Genomic DNA, 18,093 nt, shown 5'->3' on the forward strand with positions numbered 1-18,093 from the left:
AGCGTTCTCACCGCGGCAGAATCTAGACTCTGAGGCATGTCCAGTCCCGTCGCTGCCGCGCCGCGCGCCCCCGAGCGCCACCGGCGCCTGACCACCCTGCCCGATCCCCTCCTGCCCTCCTGGGGCCCGCGGCGCCGAGCCCGGGTGGCCACGGTGGTGTTCTGGGGGAACCTGCTCTCCCAGATGGGGATCATCCTCTCGGGCGCCGCGGTGCGGCTGACCGGCAGCGGGCTGGGCTGCTCGACCTGGCCGAACTGCGAGCCGGGACAGTTCACGCCGGTGCTGACGATGGAGGCGGGCATCCACCCGTTCGTCGAGTTCGGCAATCGCACGCTGACCGGGGTGCTGACAGTGTTCGCGGTGGCGCTGCTGCTGGTGAGCTGGCGCTGGCTCGCGCACAAGGGTGCCGGCTTCCGCCGCCTGGCCCTGGTGCCCCTGATCGGCACGGCCGTCCAGGCGCTCGTCGGCATGGTCGTGGTGTTCGCGGATCTGCACCCGGGCGTCGTCAGCCCCCACTTCCTGATCTCCCCGGTGCTGACCGCGGTCTCGATGGTGCTGCTGGTGCGCCTCTACGACGGCGACGGCGCGATGCGGCGGGCGGTCCCGGTGCGCGCCCTCCAGGTCTTCGTGCCGCTCGCGGTCGTGGGCTTCGTGGTGCTGGTCCTGGGCACGATCGTCACCGGCACCGGCCCGCATTCCGGGGATGCCGGAGAGGTCACCCGGATCGCTCTGAACCCGATGCTGGCCTCGCGGATCCATGCCCTGTCGGTCTACGCGTTCTGCGTTCTGCTCGCGGCGCTGCTGATCGTGCTCCATCGAGCCGGCGCACGGAGGGAGGCGATCGTCGCCGCCTGGTGGCTGGTGGCCCTGACCCTGGTCCAGGGCATGATCGGCTACATCCAGTACTTCCTCGGACTGCCGGAGCTGATCGTGTTCCTGCACCTGATCGGCGCGGCACTGTTCGGCGCGGGGATCGCCTGGGTGGGAGCGCGCCTGGTCAGCTGGCAGGAGCCGCAGCCCGCTGCGGTCGCGGCCGGCGACTCACCCCACAGCACGGAGGCGTGATGATCCTCGGCAAGCGCCGCCGCAGCTCCACGCAGGAGCTGCCGACCCTGGCTCAGGCCCGGCCGGCCGGCGAATTCGTCGCCTCGGTGCTCTCGCACCTGCGCGAGGTCGTGGACGTCGGCTGGAACCTGCTGGAGGTGGACGCCGAGGCTCACCGGATGATCCGGGAGGCTGGCGCGACCAGCTGCTACATCGAGTACCACCCGGTCTTCGGGGCCTCCCCCTTCGGGCATGCGATCTGCACCTCAGTCAATGACGGGGTGCTGCATGGCCGTCCCCATGACCGCATCCTGGAGGATGGCGATCTGCTCTCCCTGGACTTCGCCGTCGAGGTCGAGGGGTGGGTCGCGGATTCCTGCCTCTCGGTCATCGTGGGCACGCCGCGCGAGGAGGATCTCCAGCTGATCCGCGACACCGAGCGGGTGATGTGGGCCGGCATCGACCAGGTGCGGGCCGGGAACAGCGTGGGCGACATCGGCCATGCTGTGATGAACGAGGCCCACGCGCTCGGATACACCATCAACGAGCGCTTCGGCGGCCACGGCGTGGGACGCACCATGCATGAGGCGCCCTTCGTGCCCAATCACGGCACGCCCGGCGGCGGCCCCACGCTGGTGGCGGGGCAGCTGATCACTGTGGAGCCGTTCCTGGTGCCCACCACCTCGGAGCTGAAGGTCGACGAGCGGGACGGCTGGACGCAGCTCTCGGCCGACGGCTCCCGCGGCGCCCACGCAGAGCACACCCTGCAGGTCACCGATGGCGCGCCGATCATCCTCACCGCCCGGGCGGACGACCCCTCCCCGCGGAGCTCGCTGGGCTGAGCTGACGCGTCAGCTCCCCTGCAGGAGGGAGCGGATGCTGCCGGCGATGCCTGCGGCGTCCAGTCCCTGCGCCGCGAGGATCGCATCGCGCTTGCCGTGCGGGATGAACTCCAGGTCGACCCCGAGGCAGCGCAGGGCCGGGCCGGGGGCTGCCAGCGTGGCGCGCCGGCCGAGCCGGGTGCCGAGTGCCGCGCCGATCCCGCGCTCGGCCAGGCCGTCCTCGAGCGTGACGACCGCGCGGGCGCTCGCCGCCAGCTCCAGCAGCTCCTCCCCCAGCGGCAGGGCCTGCAGCGGGTCGAGGAGGACGAGGTTCAGCTCGGGATGGGTCACCTCGAGCTCTTCGGCGGCCTCGAGTGCGCGGCCCGCCAGGGCACCGATCGAGACCAGCAGGATGTCGATGGGAGCATCCGCGTCACCGACGAGCACCTCGCCCGAGGGCAGCTGGGCGAGGGCGGGCAGCTCCGGCGGGCAGGCACCCTTGGGGAAGCGCACCAGTGACGGTCCGGGAGTGGCCAGAGCGGCAGGGACCGCGGCGTCGAGACGGGCGGCATCCCGAGGTGCCCACAGCGAGAGCCCGGGCACCGTCGTCGCGAGCGCAAGGTCCCAGATGCCGTGATGGCTGGGGCCGTCATCACCGGTGACACCGGCCCGGTCCAGGGTGATGGTGACGTCCTCGGAGTGCAGGGCGACATCGAGCAGCAGCTGGTCGATCGCCCGGTTCAGGAAGGTCGCATAGAGGGAGACCACCGGCGTGCGGCCACCCGCGGAGAGGGCGGCGGCGGTGTCGAGCGCGAGCTGCTCGGCGATGCCGACGTCGAGCACGCGTTCCGGCATCTCCTGCTGCATGGGGGTGAGGCCCACAGGGTCGATCATCGCGGCGCTGATCGCGACCACGCGCTCATCGGCGCGAGCGGCGGCGAGCATCGCGGCACCGAAGCGCGAGGTCCAGGTCTCGGCCGGGGCTCCCGGCGTCGGCTGCTCGTGGACGGGAGTCGGCTCCTCGGCGGTGAAGGGACCGGTGGCGTGCCAGTGGTCGACGGTGTCGGATTCGGCACGTGCGAAGCCGGCGCCCTTGCGGGTCAGCACGTGGACGAGCACGCCCGAGCCGGTAGGGTCCTCCGCGGCGCGGCGCGCCGCGGCCAGGGCGTCGGCGAGGGCCTGGAGATCATGACCGTCGACCGGTCCGAGATAGCTCAGCCCGAGTGTGGTGAAGAGGTCCTCGCCGGCGGCGATCCGACCGGCGCGGAGCTCGGAGAGATGCTCGGCGATCCCGCCCACGGTGGGGGCATAGGACCGGGTGTTGTCGTTGAGCACCACGATGGTGCGGGAGCCGTGATCGGAGGCGAGCAGGTTGAGAGCCTCAAGGCCCACCCCACCGGTGAGGGCGCCGTCGCCGATCACCGCGACGGCGGTCGCGTCGGCTCCGGCGAGCCGGTGGGCGCGGTCCAGTCCGTGGGCCCAGGCGATCGAGCCCGAGGCGTGGGAGTTCTCGACCAGGTCGTGGACGGATTCTCCCCGGTCCGGGTAGCCCGCGATGCCGCCGGCGGTGCGCAGCCCGGGAAGATCGGCGCGCCCGGTGAGCATCTTGTGCACGTAGGCCTGATGACCGGTGTCGAACACGATCGGCTCGGCCGGGGAGCGGAACTCTCGGTGCAGGGCGATCGTCAGCTCGACGACGCCGAGGTTCGGACCGAGGTGGCCTCCGCTGTGCGAGCAGATCTCCACCAGGCGCCGGCGCAGCGTGCGCGCGAGTCCGGGCAGCTGTGCGGCATCCAGCATCCGCAGCGCCTCGGGATCGCTCGGGATCGGCACCTCGGGCGGGGGCGTCGCGGCATCCGCAGCCGGTGCCGAGGGGTGAACCGGTGCCGATGATGCAGACGGCGCGGTGGGCGTCGCGGCAGCTCGCCCGTGGCGCGGGGTGGTGGAGCGGTGCTCAATGGTGGACACGCGTGGTCCTCCCTCAGGGACGGGGCCGGAACTCGACCAGCCTAGGTCCTCCTGACCTGTAGCGACGCGAAACGTGATCACATCTGTGCACATCTTCACCGGTGATTCACGGGCCGTGGCGCCGGTGTGCATCACGGTGCAGAGCCGCCGAGCAATGGTGCACTCGGGTGCTCTTCCAATCCGCCTCGATCCATGCCGCACCGATCCATGCCGCCCCGACTCGCCGGAAGCCCGCCGTGACGCGACGACGCCCCGACCCTTCAGGGCCGGGGCGTCGTCGCGCTCAGATCAGGCTCGACCGTCTGACCGACTTCCTGCCGCTCGCTGTTCGCAGCACGTCAGTCGGTTCAGGCGGCGACCAGCGAGCGGAGCACGTACTGCAGGATGCCGCCGTTGCGGAAGTACTCCGCCTCGCCGGGGGTGTCGATGCGCACCGGCGCGTCGAACTCCACCGAGGAGCCGTCGTCCTTCGCCGCGAGGACCTTGACCGTCTTCGGGATGGAACCCTCGTTCAGGGCGGTCACGCCGGTGAACGAGAAGGTCTCCGTGCCGTCGAGCCCGAGGGACTCGGCGTTCTCCCCTGCGGGGTACTGCAGGGGCAGCACGCCCATCCCGATGAGGTTCGAGCGATGGATCCGCTCGAAGCTCTCGGCGATGACGACCTCGACGCCGAGGAGCTTGGTGCCCTTGGCCGCCCAGTCGCGGGAGGAACCGGTGCCGTACTCCTTGCCGGCGAGGACCACCAGCGGGATGTCCTCGGCGGCATAGGCCTGCGCCGCGTCGTAGATGAACTCCTGCTCACCGGTCAGCAGGTTCTTGGTGTAGCCGCCCTCGACGCCGTCCAGGAGCTGGTTCTTGATGCGGATGTTCGCGAAGGTGCCGCGGATCATCACCTCGTGGTTGCCGCGACGCGAGCCGTAGGAGTTGAAGTCCTTGCGGGCGACCCCGTTCTCCTGCAGGTAGTGCCCTGCCGGAGAATCGAGCTTGATCGCACCGGCGGGCGAGATGTGGTCGGTGGTGGTCGAGTCGCCGACCTTGACCAGCACGCGTGCACCGGAGACGTCGGAGACCGGCTCCGGTGTCGCCGTCATGCCCTCGAAGTACGGGGGCTTGCGCACGTAGGTGGACTCGGCATCCCACTCGAAGGTCGCGCCCTCGGGGGTGTCGAGGTTCCGCCAGCGCTCATCGCCGGTGAAGACGTCCTTGTAGTCCTCGGTGAACATCTCCTGGGAGATGGACTCCGCGATGACCTTCTCCACCTCGGTGGGATTCGGCCAGATATCGCGCAGGAAGACGTCTGCGCCGTCCTTGTCCTGTCCCAGCGGGTCGTTCTCGAAGTCGAAGTCCATCGTGCCCGCGAGCGCGTAGGCGATGACCAGCGGCGGCGAGGCCAGATAATTCATCTTCACGTCGGGGTTGATGCGGCCCTCGAAGTTGCGGTTGCCCGAGAGCACCGCGGTGACGGCGAGGTCCTTCTCCGCGATCGCGTCGGAGATCTCCGAGTCCAGCGGACCGGAGTTGCCGATGCAGGTGGTGCAGCCGTAGCCGACCAGGTGGAAGCCGAGCGACTCCAGGGCGGGCCAGAGCCCGGCCTTGGTGTAGTAGTTCGTGACGACCTGGGAGCCGGGGGCCATCGAGGTCTTCACCCAGGGCTTGGCGACCAGGCCGCGATCGACCGCATTCTGCGCGAGCAGACCCGCAGCCATCATCACCGAGGGGTTCGAGGTGTTGGTGCACGAGGTGATCGAGGCGATCGAGACGATGCCGTGATCGATCGAGAAGTCCCGACCGCTGACCTGCACCGGGTTCGAGGCCCGGCCGGTGACGTGCTGGTGCTCGGGGGCGGAGCCGCCGGAGTCGTTGTCCGAACCCTGGCTGGCGGGATCCGAGGCGGGGAAGGTGCCGGCGTCGTCGCCCTCCTCGACCTGGTGGCCCTCGCCCGCGTAGGACGGGAGGACCTCACGGAAGGATTCCTTGGCCTGGGTCAGCACGATGCGGTCCTGCGGACGCTTCGGGCCGGCGATCGAGGGCACCACGGTGGACAGATCCAGCTCGAGGTACTCGGAGTACGCGACCTCCTGCGAGGCGTCGTGCCACAGGCCCTGGCGCTTGGCGTAGGCCTCGACCAGCGCGAGCTGCTCCTCGGTGCGCCCGGTGAGACGCATGTAATCGACGGTCACCTCGTCGATCGGGAAGATCGCACAGGTGGAGCCGAACTCGGGGCTCATATTGCCGATGGTCGCGCGGTTCGCGAGCGGCACCTGGGTGACGCCCTCGCCGTAGAACTCGACGAACTTGCCCACCACGCCGTGCTGACGGAGCATCTCGGTGATCGTGAGCACCACGTCCGTGGCGGTCGCCGCCGGCGGGATCTCACCGGTCAGCTTGAAGCCGACCACACGCGGGATCAGCATGGAGACGGGCTGGCCGAGCATCGCGGCCTCGGCCTCGATGCCGCCGACGCCCCAGCCCAGCACGCCCAGGCCGTTGACCATGGTGGTGTGGGAGTCGGTGCCGACGCAGGAGTCCGGATAGGCACGCAGGGCCCCATCCACCTCGCGGGTCATCACGGTGCGAGCCAGGTACTCGATGTTCACCTGGTGGACGATGCCGGTGCCCGGGGGGACGACCTTGAAGTCGTCGAAGGCGGTCTGGCCCCAGCGCAGGAACTGGTACCGCTCACGGTTGCGCTCGTACTCGAGCTCCATGTTCTTCTCGAGCGCGTCCAGGCGGCCGGCCACGTCGATCATCACCGAGTGGTCGATGACCATCTCGGCCGGGGCGAGCGGGTTGATCTTCTCGGGATCGCCGCCGAGCTCCTGCATGGCCTCGCGCATGGTGGCGAGGTCGACGACGCAGGGCACGCCGGTGAAGTCCTGCATGATCACGCGGGCCGGGGTGAACTGGATCTCGACCGACGGATCGGCAGAGGGCTCCCAGCCTGCCAGGGCGCGCACGTGGTCGGCGGTGATGTTCGCACCGTCTTCGGTGCGCAGCAGGTTCTCGAGCAGGATCTTGAGGCTGTAGGGAAGCTTGTCGGCGCCCTCCACGGCGTCGAGCGCGAAGATCTCGTAGTCGGTACCGCCGACGGTGAGATCCTGTTTCGCGGCGAATGAGTCGACAGTGCTCATCAGGCGAACTCCTTTGGTGTGGGAATGACCCCTCCATCGTAGGCGCGCATTCCGCGCCAGGCGGAAGAACGCTCACCTCGCGATGAACCACTGCTCATGCAGGTCGACCGAGGGGACGCCGGTTCGATACGGCATATATCTTGAAGTCAAGATAAATAGTACCACGGCGGGTGCACGCGACCTGACACCTCGTCAGCTGGTCTGCGGGTGTGTCGAAGCTCGCCCGCATGCAGCCGCTCCCGGGTCCTGTCGGTCTGCGCCCCGCGCCTCGTCAGGCTGCTCAGGACGAGACGCGCTCCAGCACCACGACCGACTCGAGGTGGTGGGTGTGCGGGAACAGATCGAAGGCGCGCAGGTCCGCGATCTGCCACCCCTTCTTCTCGATCGCCGCGAGATCCCTGGCGAGCGTGGAGGGTTCGCAGGAGACGTACACGATCCGCTGCCGCACGGCGGTGGCCAGCAGGTCCATCAGCTCGGTACCGGCGCCGCTGCGCGGCGGATCCAGCACCACCGTGTCCACGCCCCCGCGGCGGGCTCGCACCCAGTCCGTCACATCCGCGGTCGCGGTCGAGACCTGGGGCAGGTCCTCGAGGTTCTCGGCCGCGAGCTGCGAGGCGCGACGGTTCCCCTCGACGGAGACGACGGAGCCGTCGGCCCCCACCTGCTGGGCGGCGACCGCGGCGAAGACGCCCACGCCGCCGTACAGATCCCAGGCGCTGCCGCCGCGCGGGGCGCGCAGCGTCGACTCGACCACGTCGCTCAGGAGCTCTGCGGCGCGTCGGTGCGACTGCCAGAAGCCTGTGGCGCTGACCGCGAACATGCGCTCCCCGAGCCGTTCGTGGACCATGCCGTCCCCGCGCAGCGGGACCAGGCCGCGCCCGGTGCGGACGGAGACGTCAGCATCATTCCAGGACTCCGGGATGACGACCATGGCGGGGTCCAGCTCGCGGCCGATCAGCACCACCGAGGCAGGGCCCGCCGAAGGAGCGACCGCATCGATCGCCTCGGTCCCCTCGGGCGCCGTCCACTCCCCCAGCCGCAGGTCACGGATGGCCTGGGCCGAGAGCGGGTCCTCGCCCACCGGACGGACCTCATGCGAACGCCAGCCGCGCATACCGACTCGCCCATCGGCGTCGACCGCGTAGCGTACGCGCGTGCGCCATGCCATGCCCTCGGCGTCGTGCGGTGCCGGCTCGACCTGCACCTGGTCGATCGGGAAGCTCGACACCCCTGCGCGGTGGAGCAGCTCCTGCATCACCTCGCTGGCGATCCGGCGCTGGGCCGGCAGCGCGATATGCGCCCACTCCGCGCCTCCCACTCCGTCGATCCCGGCTTCCTCCCAGACCGAGGGGACCCGGTCCGGACCCGCCTCGAGGACGTCGAGCGCCTCGGCGCGCCAGAAGCGTGCGTTCGCGGCCTCGTCGGGGTCCTCGAGCAGTCGGGCCGTCACGGTCTCGCCCGGAGTGGTGCCGCGGACGAACACGACCCGTCCCTCATGCCGCGCGACGAAGGTGCCGCCGGCTGCGGGTGGGCCGACGGTGAGGGTCAGAAGGCGCCCGCCGAGGGCGGAGCTGCTCGGCGCGGTGTCGGCATCGGAGGTCATCGGACCACTCTCTTCCCGTCCGCGCGGGGGAACGACGCGGACCGTGGCTGCTCGATCTGGGGAGAGGTTCCGCGCAGATCTGCCATCGGGCGCGTGGAACCCTCCGTCCATTGTCTCATCCACTGGACGGTCCTGGCGCCCGGGGCGGCGGCGACACGGCGGAATCCCCTCACACAGATGCTCGACTCACACAGATGCTCGACGTCGCTCGCGGCGGGCCAGCAGTCCGCGATGCATGAGCCACACCAGGTAGGCGATCACCGCGAACGCGGGCAGGCCCATCGCGATCTTGGCGGCGCCGAGCGCAGCGACCTGCCCCGTCAGCAGCAGCGGGAGCTGCACGGCCAGCTTCGCGGCGTAGAGCCCGACGAAGAGCAGCGTGGCCCGGGTGTAGACCCGGCGTGCGTCAGGGTCCTCGGCCCAGTCCTTCACCCCGGGATCGAGCAGCCCGACGAAGATCCCGACCAGCGGCCGCCGCAGCACCAGGGTGGTCAGCAGGACCAGCAGCGAGACGGCGTTGGTGACGATGCCGGGCCAGTAGAAGTCGGAGCCCTCCCCGGAGCGGATCGCGAGCACCGCGCCGAGCGCGACCCCGAGCAGGCCGCCGAGCACCGTGGCCGGGCTCTGGCGCTGCACGATCCGTGCGATCAGCAGCACCAGGACGACCACGACCGCGGTCACGGCCGCGACCATGACCGAGCGGGTGACGACGAAGAGCACCACGAACAGCAGCGTGGGCAGCACCGACTCGGCGATGCCGCGGGGACCCCCGATGGCGTCGGAGACGGAGAACTCCTCGTCCTGCAGCACGGCACCCAGCCCGCTGCGGGACGTCGACGACCGGTCCTCGGGCACGGCGCCTGGTCCCTGCTCCGGTGAGGCATCCTCGCTCACGGGGGCGCAGTCGGGCGGGACATCAGGCAGGTGCTCGCCCTGAGAGCCGGCGGCGGGCACCGCGGGGCTCACCCGACCTCCGTGATCTCTGGACCGCGTGCCAGCGGGTCCAGCGGACCGGCACCGACCTGGTTCAGTCCCGGACGCTCACCGGGCAGATGCAGCGGGATCAGCTCCTGGGGCGCCATCGCCTCGGAACCGCGCACCACCACCAGTCGGGAGATGAGGGTCTCGAAGCGGCGCGACTGCTCCTTGTCGCCCAGCGCCTTGCCGGTGAGGATCGCCCGGACGAACCAGCGCGGCCCGTCGATGCCGATGAACCGCGCCGGGCGGTATCCCGTGCGCCCGTCGGTCCGCTTCACGGGCAGCCGGGTGATCAGCTCGGTGCCGAAGACCCCGGGCCGGGTCTCGGCGGTACCGCCCTGCTTGACCACGGAGTCACGCAGGGAGGTGCGCACGTCCTCCCACAGGCCGCGGGTCTTGGGGGCGGCGAAGGCCTGGACCTGGAGAGAGGAGCCGGCGATCACCAGGTTCGCCCCGGTGACCGAGCCGCTGCGCTGGTCGACCTCCATCCGCAGCTCCATGCCGTCGATGGCCGGGACGCGAAGCGCTCCGAGGTCGATCCGGTCCTCCGCGGGCGCCTCGGACTCGTCATAGGGGCCGTTCTCGAGGTGCTCACCACGCAGCGGGGCGGAATCGGCATCCACCTCGCGATCGCGATCGTCTGCTCGCTCGGTCGCTCCGTCGTGGCTGACGTCCTCGCGGTCCGGCGGGTCGGTCGCCTCCTGCGAGATCTCCGCATCCGGCGAATCGGATTTCAGCGAGTCAAAGGCATCGAGGCCGTCGATCTCCTCGACCTTCTGCTGCTTCTTGCGAGAGAACAGTCCCATGGTCATCCCTCCGTGGTCTCGTCGGCTGTCGTGGCCGTCGTGGCCGCTGCGCTCATCGTGGCCGCACCGAATCCGCCGCTCGAGCCGAAGCCTCCCTGCGCCCGATCGGTCTCCTCCAGGTCTGCGACCTCCTGCAGCACCGGGGCGATGAACGGCACCACCACGAGCTGCGCGATGCGGTCTCCGACGTGGAGGGCGAACGGCTCCGTCGGATCGGTGTTGTGCAGCGACACCTTGACGGGACCTCGATAGCCGGCATCCACGATACCGGGACCGTTCAGAACGGTGATCCCGTGGCGTGCCGCGAGCCCGGAGCGAGGGCAGACCATGCCGACGGTGCCTGGTGGCAGCGCGAGCGAAAGGCCCGTGTCCACCAGCGCGCGCCCGCCGGCGGGGATCACGAGGTCCTCCGCACTGGCGAGATCGAGCCCTGCATCGTCGGCATGGGCCCGCTCGGGCAGCGCCGTCGCGCCGCTGCGGCGGATACGCAGGAGGGGATCGCCGGCGGCAGGCGCGGCGTCCGCATCGTGCGACGAGGTTTCAGCGTGATCGACAGACATGGGCACAGGGTATGCCGTTCCGCCGCCCTGCTCCCAGTGAGCTCGGAGCCTCGCAGGATGGGCCGGGGACATCCAGGTGCTGCGTGAGACGATGACGGCATGTCCGCAGCAGCTGATCGCCCCGCTGATCACCCCTCCCCCGTCCCGGCAGGCACCGCCGCCGCTCACGACGAGACCACCGTCCTGTTCCGTGAGCACCTGTTCCCCGGACCCACGGTCTGGGTGGTCGCCGTCACCATCGGTGCCGCGCTCGGCCTGATCCTGGTCCCCCTGAACCTCACGGTCGCGATCGTCTTCTCCGTCGTCTGCATCCTCGCCCTGCTGATCCTGGTCCACCAGTACTCCCCCGTGCTCGAGGTGGCGAACGGTCGGTTCCGCCTCAGCCGCGCCCAGATCGATGTGGAGCTGCTCGGCGACCCCCTCCCGCTCGACGGAGAGGACTGGGCTCGCACGGTCGGACAGGACTTCGAGCCGCTGGCCCATCACTGCATCCGTGGATGGACCCGCTCCGGGCTCCGGGTCGAGGTGCTCGACCCGGAGGATCCGATCACCGCCTGGGTCGCCTCGACCCGCCGTCCCGACGACCTGGCCCTCGCGCTGAGGACCGCGAAGCAGCTGAAGGCGCGCCAGAGCAGCTGAGCGCCGGGGGTGCGCACCCCTCGCATGACGACGGCGTCGTCCCCCGCTCGGGGGACGACGCCGTCGTCATGCGAGGCGAGCACGAGTCACGCCGCGGCGCACTCCTTGCAGATGATGAGGGTGCCCTCGACGTGGTCGATCTGGCTGCGGTGCTTCACCAGGAAGCAGCTCGCGCAGGTGAACTCGTCCGCCTGGCGGGGAAGCACCCGCACGGAGAGCTCCTCCCCCGAGAGATCGGCACCGGGGAGCTCGTAGGAGTCGGCGGCGTCCGCCTCGTCCTCATCGACGGTGGGGGTCGCCGTCTCGTTCCGGCGTCCCTTCAGCTCCTCGATGGAGTCGTCATTCGATTCGTCGTCGTTCTTGCGCGGGGCGTCGTAATCAGTGGCCATCTACGGTCCGTTCCTGGTTGTCATCGGGGTTCATCCGACCTGGGTGGCTAGGGGCAGTTCCGCGCCGGCGAGTCCTCTCGGGCCACTTCGGGTCGGCCCGGGTCTCAACGCTGAATGCGGCGGCATTATTGCAGAGCGACCTGCGACTCACAACACGGCGTCCGCCGGAGGCCGCAACACGCGGACGCCAGAGCCCCTGGGAACCGGCACTGCAGCGTCGTACACGATATGGTCACGGCCTAGACTTCTGCATGCAAGCGACCAGGCTCCGACGGAGAGGACGACGATGCGCGAGCTCGAACTCGACGGGATCCATGACGACGGGGAACATCTGCTCCTGGTCGACTCCGACGGCGAGCGGTACACGCTGCGCATCGACCGGGCCCTGAGGGCCGCGGTCCGCTCCGACCGCCCGGCTCTGAACATGATCCAGGCGGCGGACTCCACGCCCGTCCGCCCGCGGGAGATCCAGGCGATGCTCCGTTCCGGCCGCAGCGCCGAGGACATCGCCGATGCCTCCGAGATCCCGCTCGAGCGGGTGCGCCGGTACGAAGGCCCGGTGCTCGCCGAGCGTGAGTGGACCGCTTCTCGCGCCCGCACCTTCCCTGTCGGCCGCGGCGGTCCGGCGCTGCAGGTCGTCGTCGCGGAGCGACTCGCCGCCCGAGAGGCCACCGGGGAGACGGCCTGGGACGCCTGGCGCCGCCAGGACGGCACCTGGACGCTCGAGCTGACCTTCTCCGCCGGTGGTCGGACCCGCCAGGCGCACTGGGTCGCCGACATCGACAACCGCAGCGTCTCGCCGGTGGACGACGAGGCGCGCTGGATCAGCGACGAGGATGCGCCGGCCGAGCCGACGCGCGGCCGCGGCCGGCTCCAGGCCGTCAAGAGCGCGGTCTACGACCTCGAGGCCGACGGTTCCCTCGAGGGCAGCCCGGCGGAGCCCTCCCGTGCGCGCACCTGGAATCCTCGCCGCGCCGTCGCCGATGACCACTCCTCCTTCGAGGATCACCCCTCCGTGATCGACGATGGCGAGCTCGACGCCCTCAACGCGCGTCGCGGCATGCGCTCCGTTCCCCGCCCCGACGATTCCGCGACCGTCTGGTCCGGACTCGACGAGGACTCCGGGACCGAACTTCCTGAGACGAACGCCGCAGTCCCCGCCGGGCCCTCCGCCGACGAGGCCGACCTCGAGGCGCTCGAGGAGCACTCCACCCAGAGTGATCGCGAGGACGCTCTCGGCGACAGCACCGAGGACGACACCGCCACCGCCGCGGGATCCGACGTCGCCGACCAGGGCCAGGACCAGGAGGGCGATCTCTCCTCGAGGTCAGGGCACGCCGAGGAGCCCGAGGCCGAGATCCAGTACCAGGACACCGTGGATCTCACCCCGTTGCCCGGATTCGACGCCGTCGGCGCGATCACGCCCGGCGCCGCGGACGAGGCGCCGGCGAAGAACGCGGGGCAGGGAGAGAACGCGGAGAGGTCTGCGCAGAACCCGGCGGACGGTCCGGCGAAGAGCACGAAGAAGCCGCGTCCGAAGAGCAGGCGCGCCTCGATGCCGAGCTGGGACGAGATCGTCTTCGGCTCGAAGCAGGACTGACCCCGGAGCTGGCCCGCTGATCAGACCTCGGTGCGCAGAAGCGGCACCCAGGATTCGGCGGCGGTGAGCGAGCCGTGCACACCGATCATCTGCCGTGCGGAGTCCGGTCGCCGGGAGAAGTCGTCGACGCTCCAGCGACCCCGGGACAGCACCAGCAGGTCCGGTATGCGCCCGGAGACCCGCTCGGTCACCTCCGCCCCGACCGGGCCCAGCAGGGCGCTGGCGAGGATGTCCTCGCGGCGCAGCACCAGGGCCCGCTCCCCCAGCAGCGCCTCGAGCTCAGCCGCGAGCTCCTCGGCAGCGCCGTCCCCGCGCACCGCATGCAGTGCGAGTGCCCGGGCCTCCCCCGAGACCTCATGGATGAGGCGCAGGAGCCGCGGGTGGTCCGCGAGGTCCGTGGTGAGCTCGGGCGAGGTGTCGACCATGCCATGGTCCGCGGTGAGGTGGATCCTGGTGCCGCGCGGCAGCCGCCGCAGCAGCGTCCCGATCAGGGCATCCACCTCGGCCAGCGCGTCACGCCACTGCTCGGAGTCGACGCCATGGCGATGTCCGGCGTGGTCGATGTCATCGACATGGAGATGCACGAGCCCGTCGGCGCCTGCGCGGCGCAGGGCGGCGCGGACGACGTCGACGCGATCAGAGCGACCGTGACCGCGGAACTCCCAGCCCCGGTAGGCGACGTCGCTCAGATGCGAGGCGGCATGTCTGCTCGGGCCCACCTGGACCGCCCGTCGTGATCCGGAGCCGACCAGGGTCGGCAGCGGCATCCAGCCGTGCGGGTCGGTGCCGGTCGCTCCGCTGATCTGGTTGAGGCTGCGACCTGTCTGCGGATCGTAGGTGAGATAGCCGAGGACCCCGTGCTCGATCGGTGCCGCTCCGGTGTGCAGCGAGACCATGGCGCTCGAGGTGGTCGACGGTGCCACGGTGCGGATCCGCTGGGTCTGCGCCTCCAGACGGCGCAGGGTCGGGGTGAAGGCCCGGTGGTCACGCAGCAGATTTGCGCCGAGGCCGTCGACCAGCACCACCAGGTCCCTGCCGGGCTTCGGCCCCTCGACCAGCGGGCGCAGGACGTCCAGCAGGCCGGGCCGGGCCCCGCCCGCGAAGGGCGGAGGCAGCAGATCTGAGGGCCAGGCCTTCGCGGTGCCGGGCTCGTGGCGGGCGAGGGGTCCAGGTGTCGCGGCGTTCACGCCGGCTCAGGCCCCGGCCGCATCGATCGCGTCGATCAGCTGGTCATGGAAGGCCAGCGCTTCCTCGACCGCGCCGGTGCCGTCAGCCAGGGCGCTGATGCGCAGGGCGAGGTCCGAGGGGGCGATGGAGCCGGTGTATCCGTGGTCCAGCTGGCAGCCGGGGTCCTCGCACACCGCCCGCTCGAGATCCACCCGGCGGCTGCCGTCCCAGGTGACGCCGAGGGTGATCTCGGACTCCTGTCCGGGGTTGAGCTGCCCGTCGGTGTCGAAGACCTGCGAGAGACCGGTCGCGGTGATCCGCTGCAGACGGATCCGCTCGGTCGTGGAGACCACCTGGCTGGGATTGAGCGCATCGGCGGGATCATCATCGAGGTGGGTGATGAGCAGGTGAGTGGGGGTGAGCACCAGGACGGTGAGATGACGGCGCACCTCCGGCCCGTCGAAGGTGGTCTCGGGACGCACCAGATGGGCGAGCGGGGAGCGGCCTCGCAACGAGCGCTCCAGACTCTGGGCTGCCGCCTGGGGGAAGTACCCGGCGGTCTCGAGAGCCTTGAGCAGGTCGGTGGGAAGTGCGGTGGTCATCGTGCCATTGTTCCACGCTCCGACCGGACGGGCGGCGCTGCTCAGGACCCCGGTGGACCGGACAGCGTGCGCCGGGCCCCGTCGGTGCGGTTGGGAGCGGGTGCCAGCCGTGCCCGGGCTCCGACGACGGTGAGGCCGTGCTGCGCGACCAGCACCGGGTACAGCTCGAGGGAGGCCACCTCGGGGAGGTCCTCCGCGAGCAGACCGATGCGGACCACCAGATCGGCGAGCGCCGCCCGGTCCGCCGGAGGCAGGCCGCGCATCCCCCGGAGCTTCACCGCGGTGGCCGGAGCATCCACCAGCCGCGCCGCAGCGCTCTCGCTGAACGGCGGGATCGCATAGGCGATGTCATCGAGCAGGTCGGTGGCGTCCCCCGCGACCGACAGGGAGACCACGGGACCGAGGGAGGGGTCCTCGACGCTGCGCACCACCATCGGCACCCCGGCGGGTGCCATCGCCTGGACCTCGAGCGGCGCGCTCGAGTAGGACAGCTCACGGCGCATGGACTCGACGGCGTGACGCAGCTGGACCGCGTCGGGGATGGCGAGCCGCACCCCGCCGAGGTCCGACCGATGGCGCAGCACGGGGTCCGTGGACTTCAGCGCGACCGGATAGCCGATCTCCGCGGCCTGGGCGAGGGCGTCCTCGGCATCGGTGATCCTCCGGGTGGCCAGCTGATCGATGCCATAGGCGGCCAGCAGTGCGGCCGTCTCCGCGGTGGAGAGATCCACCGCGGACGCCGCCGGGGAGGGTGTCAGCGACTCCACCAGCTCTCGGGCGGCCGCACGATCGATGCCGTCGCGCTGGGCGGGCTCCGCGTCATCCGCCTCGGGGCGCAGCGCGGCGGCGAGCATCCCGGCCCCGGCGCGCACCACGGCGAAGGGGGTGGCATGCACCGGCGGCAGCGAGAGATCGGTGCGCACTGCTCGCTGCACCTCGGCGAGACGATCGACGGTGGTGACGAGACAGACCAGGAGCACCACCTCGGAATGGCGGGCCACGATCGACATCTGCCGCAGCACTTCGGTGGCATCAGCGATCTGGGGGTCGACCATGCCGGCGATCACAAGGTCGACCTCTCCCAGCGCCGCCATCGTGGTGAAGGCACGCTGGATGAGGCGCGGATCCGGGGAGAGCGGGACGCTGTGGTTCTCTGCGACCACCTCGAAGCCGGCCTGACCGGCGGCACCGCGCAGTGAGGAGCCCAGAGCCGCCGTGTTGGAGAGCAGCCCGACGCGCCGGCCGAGCGGAAGGCCCTGCCGTCCGATCGCATCGACCACGTCGAGCAGGTGGTCCACTCCCTCGGTCCGCACCACCCCGGCGGAGTCGAGCACCTGGTCCATGGCCCGGCGCGGCAGGGTGAAGGGGCGCACGTCGTGTCCGGGCGGCAGGTGGGACTCGCTGCCGGGGGGCCGCAGCACGATCAGCGGGGTGGTGCGGGTCAGCCGGCGCGCGATCCGGGTGAACTTGCGGGGGTTGCCCATCGATTCCAGGGCCAGCCCGATCACGCCGACCCGCTCGTCGTCCTCCCAGTGCTGGAGGGTGTCGTTCAGGGAGACGTCGGCGCGGTTCCCCACTCCCACGAACTCGTGCAGGCCGATGCCGCGGGCATCGGTGCCTGCCAGCAGCATCGCCGAGAGCGCCGTGGACTGTCCGGCGAGCGCGACCGTTCCGGGCTGCGGCATCCGGGGGGCCAGGGAGACGCTGATGGCGTCGTCACCGGTGCGCAGGAAGCCGAGGGAGCCGGGTCCCAGCAGGCGCATGCCGTGGAGTCGTGCGCGGGCCACCAGCTCGCGCTGCAGCAGGCGGCCTTCGTCGCTGTCGGAGAATCCCTCGGTGGGGATCAGGACGCTGCGCACCCCGATCGCGGCGCATTCCTCGATCGCCTCGAGGCAGGCCTCGGGACGCAGCGCGATCACCGCGAGGTCGACGGGGCCCGGGACGTCGCCCACCCTGGCCCAGGTGCGGTGACCCCTCACCTCGAGGACGTCACGGGAGATGAGGTGCACGGTGCCGCCGTATCCCGAGTCCTCCAGCGCGGTGAGGAAGCGGCCGCCGGCGGAATCCGCGCGGGAGGAGACGCCGATCAGCAGCACGGACTGCGGGTGCAGGAGCCGTTCCATGGCTCGGGACTCGGCGCGGTGCTCGCGTTCCGCCATCACCGCGAGGGAGCGGGCGGTGGGGTCGATCCGGAAGGAGACCATCACCACGCCGTCGTCGAGCACCCGGGCGACGTCGAAGCCGGTCTCGGTGAAGACCTTGATCATCTTCGTGTTCTGCGGGAGCACTTCGGCGGTGAACTCGTTGATGCCGCGCTCCCGGGCCGCGGCCGCGAGATGCTCCAGCAGCACCGAGGCCAGGCCCGTGCCCTGGCGGGAGTCCGAGACGTTGAACGCCACCTCGGCGGAGCGCGGCTCGGTGCGGTCGTAGCGGCCGACGGCGACGATCTCCGCTCCGACCAGCGCCACCAGGGCCACCCGGTCCACGTGGTCGACGTGCGTGAACCGATCGAGGTCGCGCCGGGACAGCGTCGGCATCGCAGCGAAGAAGCGGAGGTACCGGGACTGCTCGGACTGCCGCTGGTGGAAGTCCTGGAGGGCGTCGGCGTCCGTCGGCAGGATGGGGCGCAGGTGCGCGGCGGAGCCGTCGCGCAGGGCGATGTCCGCCTCCCAGTGGGAGGGGTAGGTGGGCTCGTGCTCATCCTCGGGCCGGGCACGGCGTCGCAGTGATCGCAGGCCGTCGCGTCTTTCCGCCATGGGTGGATCCTATCGTCGCAGCGTCGAGG

Annotated in this window: 14 protein-coding genes; 4 read left to right on the plus strand and 10 right to left on the minus strand. The window is 70.8% G+C overall.

Annotated elements, in window-relative coordinates:
* The first annotated feature begins 36 nt into the window (after positions 1-36).
* Together Q0937_RS11015 and map are read left to right on the plus strand one after the other, a co-directional pair.
* Positions 37-1,065, plus strand: coding sequence for a heme A synthase (locus Q0937_RS11015; protein WP_299303520.1), 1,029 nt, complete (start codon positions 37-39; stop codon positions 1,063-1,065).
* Positions 1,065-1,886, plus strand: a complete 822-nt coding sequence (gene map / locus Q0937_RS11020; RefSeq protein WP_299303522.1) for a type I methionyl aminopeptidase — start codon at positions 1,065-1,067, stop codon at positions 1,884-1,886. Before Q0937_RS11015 ends, map begins: the two co-directional genes overlap by 1 nt.
* A 9-nt stretch (positions 1,887-1,895) precedes the next feature.
* Here the strand turns inward: map and Q0937_RS11025 are convergent, their stop codons facing one another.
* From Q0937_RS11025 to dut, 6 genes are all read right to left on the minus strand, one after another.
* A complete protein-coding gene (locus tag Q0937_RS11025; protein ID WP_299303523.1) occupies positions 1,896-3,833 on the minus strand; it encodes a 1-deoxy-D-xylulose-5-phosphate synthase in 1,938 nt (645 codons plus the stop codon).
* 347 nt (positions 3,834-4,180) lie between these two features.
* Complete coding sequence (gene acnA / locus Q0937_RS11030; RefSeq protein WP_299303525.1) at positions 4,181-6,964, minus strand: aconitate hydratase AcnA; 2,784 nt, start codon at positions 6,962-6,964, stop codon at positions 4,181-4,183.
* Between the two features lie 280 nt (positions 6,965-7,244).
* Positions 7,245-8,567: a class I SAM-dependent RNA methyltransferase gene (locus tag Q0937_RS11035; RefSeq protein ID WP_299303527.1), complete on the minus strand. Its 1,323-nt coding sequence runs from the start codon at positions 8,565-8,567 to the stop codon at positions 7,245-7,247.
* A gap of 186 nt (positions 8,568-8,753) precedes the next feature.
* Positions 8,754-9,533, minus strand: coding sequence for a DUF3159 domain-containing protein (locus Q0937_RS11040; protein WP_299303529.1), 780 nt, complete (start codon positions 9,531-9,533; stop codon positions 8,754-8,756).
* Positions 9,530-10,351 carry a DUF3710 domain-containing protein gene (locus Q0937_RS11045; RefSeq protein ID WP_299303531.1) on the minus strand — a complete coding sequence of 274 codons (822 nt, stop codon included), beginning with the start codon at positions 10,349-10,351 and terminating at the stop codon, positions 9,530-9,532. Before Q0937_RS11045 ends, Q0937_RS11040 begins: the two co-directional genes overlap by 4 nt.
* A 2-nt stretch (positions 10,352-10,353) precedes the next feature.
* Positions 10,354-10,911 carry a dUTP diphosphatase gene (gene dut, locus Q0937_RS11050; protein ID WP_299303533.1) on the minus strand — a complete coding sequence of 186 codons (558 nt, stop codon included), beginning with the start codon at positions 10,909-10,911 and terminating at the stop codon, positions 10,354-10,356.
* Between the two features lie 99 nt (positions 10,912-11,010).
* Here dut and Q0937_RS11055 point away from each other — a divergent pair, with 99 nt between their 5' ends.
* Positions 11,011-11,550, plus strand: coding sequence for a DUF3093 domain-containing protein (locus Q0937_RS11055; RefSeq protein WP_299303535.1), 540 nt, complete (start codon positions 11,011-11,013; stop codon positions 11,548-11,550).
* Between the two features lie 86 nt (positions 11,551-11,636).
* Here Q0937_RS11055 and Q0937_RS11060 read toward each other — a convergent pair whose 3' ends face one another.
* Entirely contained in the window at positions 11,637-11,939 is a 303-nt protein-coding gene (locus Q0937_RS11060; protein ID WP_299303537.1) for a DUF4193 domain-containing protein, read from the minus strand.
* Between the two features lie 286 nt (positions 11,940-12,225).
* On the opposite strand from Q0937_RS11060, the gene sepH reads away from it, so the two are divergent.
* Positions 12,226-13,539 (plus strand): septation protein SepH, encoded by a 1,314-nt coding sequence (gene sepH, locus Q0937_RS11065; protein WP_299303539.1) that lies wholly within the window; start codon positions 12,226-12,228, stop codon positions 13,537-13,539.
* 20 nt (positions 13,540-13,559) lie between these two features.
* Here the strand turns inward: sepH and Q0937_RS11070 are convergent, their stop codons facing one another.
* Genes Q0937_RS11070 through Q0937_RS11080 form a run of 3 tightly spaced genes read right to left on the minus strand, consistent with a single transcriptional unit; the run spans position 13,560 to position 18,064 of the window.
* Complete coding sequence (locus Q0937_RS11070) at positions 13,560-14,726, minus strand: alkaline phosphatase family protein (protein ID WP_299303541.1); 1,167 nt, start codon at positions 14,724-14,726, stop codon at positions 13,560-13,562.
* 6 nt (positions 14,727-14,732) lie between these two features.
* The gene (locus Q0937_RS11075) at positions 14,733-15,308 is read right to left on the minus strand and encodes a DUF5998 family protein (RefSeq protein WP_299303543.1); all 576 of its coding nucleotides are present in this window, start codon (positions 15,306-15,308) and stop codon (positions 14,733-14,735) included.
* 41 nt (positions 15,309-15,349) lie between these two features.
* A complete protein-coding gene (locus Q0937_RS11080; protein WP_299303545.1) occupies positions 15,350-18,064 on the minus strand; it encodes a GNAT family N-acetyltransferase in 2,715 nt (904 codons plus the stop codon).
* Positions 18,065-18,093 lie beyond the last annotated feature (29 nt).

This window comes from uncultured Brachybacterium sp. (assembly GCF_947500705.1).
Taxonomy (GTDB): domain Bacteria; phylum Actinomycetota; class Actinomycetes; order Actinomycetales; family Dermabacteraceae; genus Brachybacterium.